At 73.6% G+C, this 12,168-nt stretch carries 11 protein-coding genes; 9 read left to right on the top strand and 2 right to left on the bottom strand.

Annotated features, from left to right (window positions below; genetic code table 11):
• Positions 1-148: 148 nt before the first annotated feature.
• Entirely contained in the window at positions 149-721 is a 573-nt protein-coding gene (locus ACFYUY_RS34280) for a TetR/AcrR family transcriptional regulator (protein WP_387906514.1), read from the bottom strand.
• A 261-nt stretch (positions 722-982) separates the two neighbouring features.
• Between ACFYUY_RS34280 and ACFYUY_RS34275 the strand changes: the two genes are divergently transcribed.
• From ACFYUY_RS34275 to ACFYUY_RS34240, 8 genes are all read left to right on the top strand, one after another.
• The gene (locus ACFYUY_RS34275; protein WP_387906512.1) at positions 983-2,200 is read left to right on the top strand and encodes an agmatine deiminase family protein; all 1,218 of its coding nucleotides are present in this window, start codon (positions 983-985) and stop codon (positions 2,198-2,200) included.
• 136 nt (positions 2,201-2,336) lie between these two features.
• Positions 2,337-3,341: an agmatine/peptidylarginine deiminase gene (locus ACFYUY_RS34270; RefSeq protein ID WP_387906509.1), complete on the top strand. Its 1,005-nt coding sequence runs from the start codon at positions 2,337-2,339 to the stop codon at positions 3,339-3,341.
• 35 nt (positions 3,342-3,376) lie between these two features.
• Entirely contained in the window at positions 3,377-5,044 is a 1,668-nt protein-coding gene (locus ACFYUY_RS34265) for an ABC transporter substrate-binding protein (protein WP_360209820.1), read from the top strand.
• Positions 5,041-6,000, top strand: a complete 960-nt coding sequence (locus ACFYUY_RS34260; protein ID WP_387906506.1) for an ABC transporter permease — start codon at positions 5,041-5,043, stop codon at positions 5,998-6,000. The genes ACFYUY_RS34265 and ACFYUY_RS34260 overlap by 4 nt, the downstream gene beginning before the upstream one ends.
• Positions 5,997-6,851, top strand: coding sequence for an ABC transporter permease (locus tag ACFYUY_RS34255; protein WP_360209816.1), 855 nt, complete (start codon positions 5,997-5,999; stop codon positions 6,849-6,851). Before ACFYUY_RS34260 ends, ACFYUY_RS34255 begins: the two co-directional genes overlap by 4 nt.
• Positions 6,848-7,825 (top strand): ABC transporter ATP-binding protein, encoded by a 978-nt coding sequence (locus ACFYUY_RS34250; RefSeq protein ID WP_387906503.1) that lies wholly within the window; start codon positions 6,848-6,850, stop codon positions 7,823-7,825. The genes ACFYUY_RS34255 and ACFYUY_RS34250 overlap by 4 nt, the downstream gene beginning before the upstream one ends.
• A complete protein-coding gene (locus ACFYUY_RS34245) occupies positions 7,818-8,654 on the top strand; it encodes an ABC transporter ATP-binding protein (protein WP_387906501.1) in 837 nt (278 codons plus the stop codon). Before ACFYUY_RS34250 ends, ACFYUY_RS34245 begins: the two co-directional genes overlap by 8 nt.
• Positions 8,655-8,854: 200 nt before the next feature.
• The gene (locus tag ACFYUY_RS34240; RefSeq protein WP_387906498.1) at positions 8,855-10,036 is read left to right on the top strand and encodes an agmatine deiminase family protein; all 1,182 of its coding nucleotides are present in this window, start codon (positions 8,855-8,857) and stop codon (positions 10,034-10,036) included.
• 35 nt (positions 10,037-10,071) lie between these two features.
• Here ACFYUY_RS34240 and ACFYUY_RS34235 read toward each other — a convergent pair whose 3' ends face one another.
• Positions 10,072-10,710, bottom strand: coding sequence for a TetR/AcrR family transcriptional regulator (locus tag ACFYUY_RS34235; protein ID WP_387906496.1), 639 nt, complete (start codon positions 10,708-10,710; stop codon positions 10,072-10,074).
• 241 nt (positions 10,711-10,951) lie between these two features.
• On the opposite strand from ACFYUY_RS34235, the gene ACFYUY_RS34230 reads away from it, so the two are divergent.
• The gene (locus tag ACFYUY_RS34230; protein WP_387906493.1) at positions 10,952-12,133 is read left to right on the top strand and encodes an agmatine/peptidylarginine deiminase; all 1,182 of its coding nucleotides are present in this window, start codon (positions 10,952-10,954) and stop codon (positions 12,131-12,133) included.
• The last annotated feature ends 35 nt before the right edge of the window (positions 12,134-12,168 follow it).

Genomic DNA, 12,168 nt, shown 5'->3' with positions numbered 1-12,168 from the left:
AGGGACGGGACGCCGGGCCGGGACGGGGCCCGGGGGCGGCCACACCGCGGTTCGGCACAGACGGCACGGCGAAGTTTAGAGGTAGCGTCAGTCCGGCCCGTCGCAGCCCCCTCCGGAACGGTTCCGGCAGTGATCCACGAGACGCGCCCTAGCAGCGCGCCAGCTCCGCGTCGATGGCGTCGCGCAGGAGCAGCCGGGCGTGGTCGAGGGGCAGCGAGCCGCTGAGCCAGCGCACGCTGAGGCCCTCGATGAGGGCCGTGAGCCGTTCCGCGGCGGCCGCGTGGGCGGGGGCGGTGCCGGTGGGGTTGGCGCGGGCGAGGAGTTCGGCGATGTCGTGGACCCAGGTGTGGGTGGTCCTCGCCAGGTCGTCCCGCAGCTCCGTCTCGAAGACGGCGGTGGCCCGCAGTTCGCCCCAGGCGGTGCTGTTCTCCCTGACCTCGGCGGTGTCCTGGAGTTCCAGGAGCAGGACCCGTTCCAGGCCGGCGCGCGGGGTCGAGCCCTGCTCGGAGGGGTCCGGCTCAGCGGTGTAGTGGTCGGCGCGGTCGCTGATGAACTCCAGCGTCTCGCGCAGGATGCCCGCCCGGTCGGTGAAGTGGTAGTAGATCAGCGAGGTGGACACCCCGGCCTCGGTCGCCAGCTCGCCCATGCGCAGCCCGCGTACGCCACGGCGGGCGATCACCCGGGTGGCGGCTTTGAGTATCCCTGTCCGACGGTCCGACATGGGCGCACACTCTACCCGGCTCGGGGTCGGTTTGCCGAGGTCTCCTGATGGTAATTTCAGGATTGATCGCCGACGACGTGTGCGAAGAGTCGCCAGGTGGTGGCGGTGGGGAGGCCCTCCGGGGCGGTGTCGCGGGGTGATCGATTCCGGGGTGATGGGAGGGGATACCGGGTTTCTGTGGCCCAAAGGGTTGACTGAATTTTCAGTGCGGTGAAGGATGCGGGGCAACCCCCACCTCCCACCACCTCCAGGGAGCGCTCCTTGCACACCCCCACACCCTCCCGCCGCAGCCTGCTCCGCATCGGCGCGACCGCGCTGCCGCTGCTCGCCCTCGGCACGGTCGCCCCGGCCGTGGCCCGGGCCGCCACCGCCTCGCCGGCCGACCCGCCGGGCCCGGCCGCCGCCCCCGGCGCCGCGCCCGCGGCCGGGCCCGGGACGCTCAGGCTGCGGATGCCGGCCGAGAGCGACCGCCACGACCGCACGTTCATGGCCTGGCCGGCCCTGTCGTCGATCTGGGGCCGCCAGCTCTCCGCGGTGCGCGACGACATCGCCCGGGTCGCCTACGAGATCTCCCGCTACGAGCCGGTCGTCGTGGTCGCCCGCCCCGGCCAGGCCGCCGACGCGCGGTACCGGTGCGGCGGCGGCGCGTACTACCGCATCACCGTCGTCGAGATCCCCAACGACGACCTGTGGATCCGCGACTTCGGCCCGACCTTCCTCGTCGCCCCGGGCGCGATCGCCGGGCTGGACACCAACTTCAACGGCTGGGGCAAAGCCGGCACCCCGTACTACCAGCCCTTCGCCGAGGACGCCGCCGTGGCGGCGAGCCTGCTCGGCCAGTACGGCGTCGACCGCGTCCAGGCCCCCTTCGTCGGCGAGGGCGGTGCCCTGGAGACCGACGGCCAGGGCACCCTGCTGGCCACCGTCAGCTCGCTGGTGAACCCCAACCGCAACCCCGGCATGTCCCAGGCCCAGGTCGAACAGGCCCTGAAGAGCTCGCTCGGGATGGACAAGGTCATCTGGCTCGCCGGTCTGGCCGGCCAGGACATCACCGACGACCACATCGACTGCCTGGCCCGCTTCACCTCGCCCGGCCGGGTCGTCCTCGACAAGCCCGGCCCGGGCACCTCCCAGGTCTGGATCGACGTCTACGAGCAGGCCCGCCAGGCGCTGCGCGGCGCCACCGACGCCCAGGGCCGCGCCCTGACCGTCGTCGAGCTCCCCGGGCCGGACCGCGCCCTGATCCGCGGGCGCGGCAAGGACTTCCTGTCCAGCTACACCAACTTCTACGTCGCCAACGGGGCCGTGTTCGTCCCGCAGTTCGGCGACACCGCCGCCGACGGCACGGCCTACGCCGTGCTGCAGGCCGAGTTCCCCGACCGCGACGTCGTCCAGGTCAACATCGACACCATCGCGTCCGGCGGCGGCGGCATCCACTGCGCCACCCAGTCCCAGCCCGCGGTACCGCCGGCCCGCTGACCACCCCGGCGGCTCGCCCCACCCCCCACGGAGGCGGGCCGCCGGGGCCCGGGCCGCGCGGGCCGCCCCCGTCCGCCCGACCGCCCGGCCGCACGCCCGACCGCACCAGTGCCCGACCGACCAGAAGAGGTTCCCCATGACGTTCCGAATGCCCGCCGAGTGGACCGAGCACGAGGGCTGCCTGATGGCCTGGCCCGTCCGGCAGGACCTCTGGGGCGGCACCCTCGACGAGGTGAAGCAGGAGTACGCGGCCGTCGCCCGCGCCATCGCCGAGTTCGAGCCGGTCACCATGGCGGCGCCGCCCGGCCACGGCGACGAGGCGCGCTCGCTGTGCGGCGGGGGCGTCACCGTGGTGGAACTGCCGATGGACGACTCGTGGTTCCGCGACTCCGCGCCGATCTTCGTCCTGGACCCGGAGGGCCGCCGGGCCGGCGTGGACTTCCGCTTCAACGCCTGGGGCCGCAAGCACCACCCGTGGGACGCCGACGACCGGATCAGCGCCCTGCTGCTGGACCACCTCGGCGTCCCGGCGATCCGCTCGGAGATGATCCTCGAGGGCGGTGCGATCACCGTCGACGGCGAGGGCACGCTGATCACCACCGAGCAGTGCCTGATCCACCCCAACCGCAACCCGGACATGAGCCGGGAGGAGATCGAGGCCGAGCTGAAGGCCCGCCTCGGCGTCACCAAGGTGGTCTGGCTGCCGTACGGCGGCCTGCTGGACACCGAGACCGACGGCCACGTCGACGGGGTGTGCGCCTTCGTCGCCCCCGGCAAGGTGATCGTGCAGCTCCCGGCCGACCCGGCGCACCCGGACCACGCGCGGATGCGGGCCAACCGCGCCGTGCTGGAGCACTCCACCGACGCCCAGGGCCGGCCCTTCGAGATCGTCGACGTGCCGCAGGCCGCGTTCGTCGAGGTCGACGGCCAGCGCGTCGAGGTCGGCTACCTGAACTTCTACCTGGCCAACGGCGGTGTGGTCGTGCCGGTCGCCGGCCACCCCGAGGACGACGGCGCCCTGGCGGTGCTCGCGGCCGCGTACCCCGACCGCAAGGTCGTCGGCGTGCGCGCGCGGGTGATCGCCTACGGCGGTGGGGGCGTCCACTGCATCACCCAGCAGATCCCGGCCGCCCGGGCCTGACACCCGCCCCCCGCACGGAACGGAACACCACCCTCATGACACCCGTACCCGCGAGCCCGGCCGGCGCGCCCGTGAGACGCCCGGCCGCCCGCCGGCGCCGCACCGTCGCCACGGTCGCCCTGTCCTCCCTCGCCCTGGTCGCGGCCTGCTCGGGCCCGCCGCGCGGCGGCTCCGACCAGTCCGCCGTCCAGCTCTCCACCGCGGCCCCGGAGGCGAAGGGCGAACTCGAGTCCTTCACCTGGGCCACCTACGCCGAGCCGCCCACGCTCGACTACCTCCAGGCCTTCGACTACCCGCAGAACACCATCCTCTCCAACGTCTGCGAGAGCCTGATGCGCTGGACGCCCCAGCTCACCACGGCCCCCGGCCTGGCGGAGAAGGCGTCCAACCCCGACCCCACCACCTGGGTCTACGACCTGCGCGCCGGGGTGCACTTCCACGACGGCACGGTGATGACCGCCGACGACGTCGTGTACAGCCTCGGCCGGCAGATCAACCCGGACAACGCGGCGGCCTGGGCCTCGGTGTTCCAGAACGTGGACTCCCTCACCAAGACCGGGCCGCTGCAGGTCACCGTCAAGCTCAAGCAGCCCGACTCCCAGTTCCCGCAGTACATGGCGACGGCCGCCGGCGTGGTCGCGTCCAAGGCCGGGATCGAGGCCGCGGGCAAGGACTACGGCACCGCGGGCGGCCTGGACTGCACCGGCCCGTTCAAGCTCGGCACCTGGAACAAGGGCCAGTCGATCGAGCTGCAGCGCTTCGACGACTACTGGGGCACCAAGGCCAAGTCCAAGAAGGCCGTGTTCAGCTTCCTCACCGACCCGTCGGCCCGCACCAACGCGATGCTCACCGGCGACGTCGACGGCGGCTACCTGATCCCCACCGAGAGCTACGACCGGCTCAAGAAGAGCGGCGCGGGGACGCTCTACTTCGGCGAGGGCCTGAGCACCGTCAACCTCAACGTCACCAGCATGGCCGGCCCGCTCGGCGACGTCCGGGTGCGCCGGGCGCTCTCCCTCGCCCTCGACCGCTCCGGATTCGTCCGGACCGGCCTGGCCGGCGCGGGCACCGTCACCGGCTCCCTCACCACCCGGGCGGCCTGGGCCGGCGCCCCGGAGGACGTGCGCCGGAGCGCCTTCGAGAACCTCACGCCCACCGCGCAGGACATCGACAAGGCCAAGGCGCTCGTCCAGGAGGCCGGCGCCAAGGGCAGGACGCTGACCGTCGCGACCAGCAGCATCGGCCAGGACGTCTCGCTGCTCGCCACCGCCGTCCAGGCCGCGGGCGCGAAGATCGGCCTCGACGTCCAGCTGAAGACGATCGCGCCGAACGCCTTCACCTCGCTGTTCACCGACCCCAAGGCGCGCGAGGGCCTGGACATGTTCCCGGAGACGTACTACGAGTCCGTCACCGACCCGCTCGACCTGCTCACCAACTTCAAGACCGGCGCCTACCAGAACTACTCCGGGTTCAGCGACAAGGCCTACGACGACCTCGTCGACCAGGCCTCCGCGGAGTACGACCCGGCCAAGCGCGCCGCCATCGAGGCCAAGCTCCAGCAGACGGCCTCCGAGCAGCTGCTGTGGATCCCGGTCGCCGAGTGGCCGACCACCGTCTTCATGAACAAGCGGATCACCGGCGCCCCGACCACCATCTCGTACATGTACTACCCGTGGGCGGCCGACGTGGGGGCCGCACGGTGAACTTCCTGAGATTCGCCGTCCGGCGGCTGGTCGAGATGGCCGTCACCCTGCTCGGCGCCTCGTTCGTGGTCTTCGGAGCGATGTACCTGGCGCCGGGCAGTCCGGCGAGTTTCCTCCTGTCGGGTCGGTCGGCCTCGCCGGCCGCCCTGCAGGCGCTCAACGCCCAGTACCACCTCGACGACCCCTTCCTGGTCCGCTACCTGCGCTGGCTCGGGCAGATCGTGCAGGGCGACTTCGGACGCTCCATCACCTACCGCACCGACGTCTCCGCGCTGCTCGCCGACCGGCTGCCCGCGACCCTGCTGCTGGTGGCCATGGCGCTGGTGGTGGTCCTGCTCATCGGCCTGGCGCTCGGCTGGATCGGCGCCGTCCGCGGCGGCCGGACCGACGCCACGATCCTGGTCACCACCACCCTCGCGGTGGGCACGCCGTCCTTCGTCGCGGCCGTCCTGCTGCAGGGCCTGTTCGCGGTGAAGCTGGGCTGGTTCCCGACCAGCGGTGCGGGCGACGGCCTCGGCGACATGCTCTGGCACCTCACGCTGCCCGCCGTCGCCCTGGCCCTCTACCTGATCGGCATGCTCGCCCGGGTCACCCGCTCGGCGATGCTGGACGCGCTGGAGGGCGAGCACGTCACCGTCGCCCGCAGCCGCGGCGTGCCGGAGCGCGAGGTGATCCGCCGGCACGTGTTCCGCAACTCGCTGGGCACCGTGCTCACCACCGGCGGCCTGATCGTCTCCACCCTGCTGGTCTGCACCATCCTGGTGGAGTCCGCGTTCAGCATCGGCGGCATCGGCCAGCTCCTCGAACTGTCCACCAGCACCAAGGACTTCCCGACCGTCCAGGCCATCTCCCTGATCATCGTCGCCCTGTTCATGGTCGTGAACCTGGTCGTCGACCTGCTCCACCCGCTGGTCGATCCCCGGGTCACCCTCGGTTCGAGGAGGTCCGACGCATGAGTGTCGTGCTCACCCGCCGGCCCGGCCTCGCCCGCGTCAAGGCCGCCCGCGCCCCGCTCTACCTGTTCTGCCTCGGCTTCGTCGTGCTGGTGGTGGCGGCGGCCCTGCTCGCGTCCTGGCTGTCGCCGTACGACCCGAACGAGGTCGACCTGTCCGGTGCCCTCGCCGGGCCCTCCGCCGACCACCTGCTCGGCGTCGACGCCGCCGGCCGCGACACCCTCTCGCGGCTGCTGCTCGGCGCCCGGACCTCACTGCTCGGCCCGCTCGGCGTGGTCGTGTTCTCGACCGTCGCCGGAATCGTGGTCGGCCTGGCCGCCGGCTGGCGGGGCGGCTGGCTCGACTCGGTGCTGTCCCGCAGCACCGAGCTGGTCTTCGCCTTCCCCGGCATGCTGCTCGCCATCCTGATCGTCTCGGTCTACGGGGAGGGCCTGCTCGCGCCGGTCACCGCCCTCGCGATCGCCTACCTGCCCTACGTCTCCCGCCTCACCCGCTCGCTGGTGCTGGCCGAGCGGACGCGCCCCTACGTCGCCGCGTACCAGGTCCAGGGGCACTCCGCCCTGCAGATCTGCCTGCGGCACGTCCTGCCGAACATCGCGCCGACCGTCCTCGCCCAGTCCACCATCAACTTCGGATACGCCCTCATGGATCTGGCCGGCCTCTCCTTCCTCGGACTCGGCGTCCCCGCACTCACCCCCGACTGGGGCCGCATGGTCTTCGACGGCCAGACCGCCATCCAGCACGGCTACCCGCTCTCCGCAGTCCTGCCCTGCGCCGTCATCGTGCTGACCGTCGTCGCCTTCAACGTCGTCGGCGAGCGCTGGGCCGACCAGGTCGCCCGGAGGACCGCGTGAACGCACTCGACATCCAGGGGCTGCGGCTGCGGCTGCCCGGCACCGCCCGCCCCGTCCTCGACGGCGTCGACCTCACCGTCGCCCCCGGCGAGACCGTCGCGCTCGTCGGGGAGTCCGGCTCCGGCAAGACCCTCACCTCGCGCGGCGCCCTCGGCCTGCTGCCGCCCGGGGCCGACCCGGAGGGCCGGATCCTCGTCGACGGCGAGGACGTCCTCACCATGGACGCCGACCGGCTGCGCACCCTGCGCACCGGCAAGGCCGCCATGGTCTTCCAGGACCCGCGCGCGGCGGTCAACCCGCTGCGGCGCATCGGGGACTTCCTCACCGAGAGCGTCACCCTCACCGGGGTGCTGAGCAGGGCGGACGCCGACCGGCGCGCCGTCGAGCTGCTCGACGCCGTCGGCCTCGGGCCGGACCTGCTGCGCCGCTACCCCGGCCAGCTGTCCGGCGGCATGCTGCAGCGCGTCGTGATCGCCGCCGCGCTGATGGGCGACCCGGTCCTGCTGCTCGCCGACGAGCCCACCACCGCGCTCGACGTCACCAGCCAGGCCGAGGTCATCGCGCTCCTGGACGGGCTGCGCGAACGCTTCGGCACCGGCCTGCTGTTCGTCACCCACGACCTCGGCCTCGCCGCCGCGATCAGCGACCGGGTCTACGTGATGTACGCCGGCCGGATCGTCGAGACCGGCCCGGCCGAGCGCCTGTTCGACCATCCCCGCCACCCCTACACGGCCGCCCTGCTGGCCTCCACCCCCCGGCTGGACAACCCCTCCGGCAGGCTCGCCGCGATCGACGGTCAACCACCGGACCTGCGGCAGGAGTTGACCGGCTGCCCGTTCGCCGCCCGCTGCCCGCTCGCCACCGACCTGTGCCGCGAGCAGGCCCCGCCGGCGCGGCCCGTCCCGGGGGAGCCCGGGCACCTGGCCGCCTGCCACCACAGCGACCTCCTCGAAGGGAGCGCCAGCCGTGCCTGAGCCCGGAAGCACCCCGCACGACCCGGACCGGACGCCCCCGCCCGCGCTGGAGGTCACCGGGCTGCGCCGCACCTTCGGCACCGTACGGGCCGTCGACGACGTGTCCTTCACCCTCGCGGCCGGCGGATCGCTCGGCATCGTCGGCGAGTCCGGCTCCGGCAAGACCACCACCGCCCGCATCGTCGTCGGCCTCGAACAGGCCGACGAGGGGCGGGTCGCGGTCCGCGGCCGGGCCCGGACCGGCCCGGTCCGGGGCCGGGCGGCGCGGCTGGCCCGCGCCCGCGAGGTCCAGATGGTCTTCCAGGACCCGTACCTCTCCCTGGACCCGCGCACCAGCGTCGAGGCCGTGCTGCGGGAGACCCTGCGCCTGCACTTCCCCGGCACCGACCACGGGGCCCGGATCACCGAGCTCCTCGACCAGGTCGGCCTCGGCACGCGCGCGGCGGACGCGCTGCCGCGCCAGCTCTCCGGCGGGCAGCGCCAACGCGTCGCCATCGCCCGGGCGCTGGCCGTCCAGCCGGCCGTCATGGTCCTGGACGAGGCGGTCGCCGCGCTCGACGTCTCCGTCCAGGCCCAGGTCCTCAACCTGCTCGCCGACATCCGCGAGCAGACCGGCATCGGCTACCTGTTCATCACCCACGACCTCGGGGTCGTCCGCTGCGTCACGGACGAGGTGATCGTGATGCGGCACGGGCGGATCGTCGAGGCCGGGCACACCGCGGAAGTCCTCGACGACCCACAGCACGGCTACACCCGGCTGCTGCTGGAGTCCGTGCCCCGGCCCGGCTGGGATCCCGACCGGATCGCCGCCGCGCGCCGGGCGCTGTAGGCCGCCGCGGTCCGGCAGGTGGTGGGGCCTGCCGGACCGCGGTACCAGGGGTGCGGGCCGGTGCGGGCCGCCCGGAGCCGGGCCGGCACCCGTCCGGCCGGGTTCACCCCGATGGCCGATGCCTGTCGGGCCGGGACCGGGCCGCCCGTTCCGTAGCGTGCGGGTCCGGACCCCAGGCACCTACCGGAACGAGGCCCCCCATGGCTCACCCCCGGCCGTCCCGCCGCACGCTGCTGCGCTCCGGGGCCGCGCTCGCCGCGCTGGCCCTGACCGACGGCTGCTCCTCCGGCGGCGGCGACGAACCGTCCGCCCCGAGCGGCACCGCCACGGCCCCGGCCCCGACGGACACCCCGTCCGCCGCGGCCCGGGCGATGCCCGCCGAATCGGCCCCGCACACCCGGACCTTCATGGCCTGGCCGGCCCTGGAGGAGGTGTGGGGCGACCAGCTCCCCGGCGTCCGCGAGGACATCGCCGGGCTGGCCCGGACCATCGCCGGCTTCGAGCCCGTCGTGCTGCTGGCCCGGCCCGACCAGGCGGACCAGGCCCGGCAGGCCTGCGGCTCCAGCGTCGAGGTGCTCGAGCTGATGGTCGACGACCTCTGGGCCCGGGACACCGGCCCGACCTTCGTCACCGGCCCGCAGGGGCTCGCCGGGGTCGACTTCAACTTCAACGGCTGGGGGAACAAGCAGACCCACGCCGACGACAGCCAGGTCGCCCGCAACCTGCTGGAGCACTACGGCGTCACCCGCGTCCAGGCGCCCGTCACCGGCGAGGGCGGCGGCATCGAGGTGGACGGCGACGGCACGCTGATGGCCACCGAGAGCTCCTGGGTCAACGACAACCGCAACCCCGGCAAGTCCCGCGACCAGATCGAGGCGGCCTTCAAGGACCTGCTCGGGGTCCGGAAGGTGCTGTGGTTCAAGGGGGTCGCCGGCCAGGACATCACCGACTGCCACGTCGACGCGCTCGCCCGCTTCGCCGAACCCGGCACCGTCGTCCTCCACCGCCCGGCCGCGAACACCCCGCCGGACATCTGGAGCATGGCCTCCGACCAGGCGCTCCAGGTCCTGAAGTCCGCCACCGACGCCGGCGGGCGCACGCTCAGGGTGGTCGAGATCCCGGAGCCCGACTTCGACCTGATCCAGGGGTCGGGCAAGAACTTCCTCGCCACCTACATCAACTACTACGTCTGCAACGGGGGCGTCATCGTGCCGCGCTTCGGGGACCAGGCGGCCGACGACCGGGCGGCGGGCATCATCGGCGACCTCCACCCGGGGCGGAAGGTCACCCCCGTCACCATCGACCACATCGCCGGTGGCGGGGGCGGCATCCACTGCGCCACCCAGCAGCAGCCCGCCGTCCCCGGGGCGAGCCCGTCCTAGGGCGTGTCTGTCGGCCTGTCCGACGAGGGGCCCGGTCAGACGGTGGCGGACAGCGAGGCCATCAGGGTGCGCAGCACCTGCGCGGCGTCCACGGTGCCGTCGAGCGAGCCGATGGCGGCGATCCCGTCCACGGCCGCGGCGAAGGCCTCGCCGAGCGGGACGGGGTCGGCGGCGGAGCCGCGCTCGTCGGCCAGCACCCCGAAGAGGCGGACGAAGCAGGACCGCCACCGCGCGTACTCGGCCTCCAGGCTGACCCTGACCCGTTCGTCGTTCAGGGCGAGCCAGTGCAGGGCGGCGTGCAGCCGTGCGAGGTCCGGGCTCTCCGGCCGCGTCAGCAGGGTCAGCACCCGCTCCGCCCGCTCGGCGTAGCCGCCCGGGCCGTCCACCGCCCGTTCGAGGGGGGCGATCCACTCGGGCCGGATGTCCGCGACCACCGCGACGATCAGGTCGGTGCGGTCCGCGAAGTGGTAGTGGCACATCCCGTGCGAGACCTCGCACAGCGCGGCCACGTTGCGGGTGGTGAAGCGGCCGGCGCCGGCGCCGGCGAGGAGGGTCCGGGCCGCCGCGATCAGCCGGGCCCGGGTCTGCTCGCCCTTGGCGGAGGAGCGCGTCCGGCCGCCGCCGGCCGGTGTCGCGGAGGGAGCCGGGGCCGTGCCTGTCGCCTGCGTCGCCATGGCGGCAACTGTAGCCAGGACCGGGGCGCGGCGGCAGGGAGACGGCCGTGGTCGTGGGGCCGCCGGGGCGGTCCGGACGGTCCGCGGGCGTTCCCCTGGCGGCTTCCGGGCGGCCCGGGGCGGGCGCGGTCGGGGGAAGTCGGGGGCGGATGCCTGCGCAAACTATTGACCGAGCGCTTGGTCAGTTCTACCTTTCCGGTCAACTGCGGTGCATGCAGCCGGCATTGACATGGAGGCAGAGATGAACGACCAGCTCAGATCCGGGCAGGCGGCCACGGCGGGCGTCGGCCGACGCGGATTCCTCGCGGCCGCGGGACTGGCCGCGGCCGGGGCCGCGCTGACCGTCGCCACCGGCGGCCCGGCCTCGGCCGGGCAGCGGCGCGGCACGGCGACCGACGGGCGGACGCTCACCGCCACCGGCCTCGTCGTGCCGATCGACACCGCCCGGCACGCCCGCACCTGGATGGCCTGGCCGGACAGCAGCACCATCTGGCGCAGCAAGCTCGCCGGCGTGCAGTCGAACATCGCGCTCATCGCGAAGACCATCGCGAAGTACGAGCCGGTCACCATGCTCGCCAACCCCGCCAGCGTCTCCAAGGCGCGCTCGATGTGCGGCGCGGCCGTCACGGTCATCGGCGACATCCCGGTCGACGACTGCTGGATGCGCGACACCGGCCCGGTCTTCCGCACCGACGGCGCGGGCGGGTTCGACGCGGTCGGCTTCAACTTCAACGGCTGGGGCAACCGGCAGACGCACGCCAACGACGCGCTGGTGGCCCGCCGCGTCGCCGCCTACCTCGGCGTCCCGTTCACCGCCGCCGGGCTCGTCACCGAGGGCGGCGCCGTCGAGACCGACGCGGCTGGCACCCTGATGGCGACCAGGAGCAGCATCCTCAACGGCAACCGCAACCCCGGCATGTCGCAGGCCCAGGTCGAGGCGGCCCTGTGCACCGCCTACGGGGCCACCAAGGTGATCTGGTTCCCCGGCATCGCCGGCCAGGACATCACCGACGACCACGTGGACGCCACCTCCCGGTTCGTCGGCGGCGGCACGGCCGTGGTGCAGGCGCCGCTGGCCGGTGACACCGACGTCTGGTCCAACGACGAGCGCCAGCAGTACCAGATCCTGTCCGCCGCCACCGGCGGGCAGGGCACCCCGATCTCCGTCAGCCGGATCCAGGGCCCCGACTACAACCTGATCCGCTCGACCAACCCGTCCTTCGTCGGCTCCTACGCCAACTACTACCTCTGCAACGGCGCGGTGATCTCCGCCCAGTTCGGCGACACCAAGGCCGACGCGGCCGCCCGGACCACGCTCGCCCGGCTCTTCCCCGGCCGGACGGTCGAACAGCTCAACATCGACAACCTCGGCGCCGGGGGCGGCGGCATCCACTGCGTCACCCAGCAGCAGCCCGTTCCCTAGCGGGTGCCGTGCGGTGGGGCGGGCCGGCGCCCGCC

Source organism: Kitasatospora sp. NPDC004745 (assembly GCF_042873275.1).
In the GTDB taxonomy this organism is placed as follows: Bacteria; Actinomycetota; Actinomycetes; order Streptomycetales; family Streptomycetaceae; genus Kitasatospora.
Note: the sequence above shows the minus strand (reverse complement) of the source record. Positions and strands in the feature narration are given on the sequence as shown.

Bases quoted from the DNA above. Each gene is read 5' to 3' on its own strand.
- ACFYUY_RS34235 (WP_387906496.1), bottom strand. From the start codon at position 10,710: ATGGCGACGCAGGCGACAGGCACGGCCCCGGCTCCCTCCGCGACACCG.
- ACFYUY_RS34270 (WP_387906509.1), top strand. From the start codon at position 2,337: ATGACGTTCCGAATGCCCGCCGAGTGGACCGAGCACGAGGGCTGCCTG.
- ACFYUY_RS34280 (WP_387906514.1), bottom strand. From the start codon at position 721: ATGTCGGACCGTCGGACAGGGATACTCAAAGCCGCCACCCGGGTGATC.
- ACFYUY_RS34255 (WP_360209816.1), top strand. From the start codon at position 5,997: ATGAGTGTCGTGCTCACCCGCCGGCCCGGCCTCGCCCGCGTCAAGGCC.
- ACFYUY_RS34230 (WP_387906493.1), top strand. From the start codon at position 10,952: ATGAACGACCAGCTCAGATCCGGGCAGGCGGCCACGGCGGGCGTCGGC.
- ACFYUY_RS34240 (WP_387906498.1), top strand. From the start codon at position 8,855: ATGGCTCACCCCCGGCCGTCCCGCCGCACGCTGCTGCGCTCCGGGGCC.
- ACFYUY_RS34265 (WP_360209820.1), top strand. From the start codon at position 3,377: ATGACACCCGTACCCGCGAGCCCGGCCGGCGCGCCCGTGAGACGCCCG.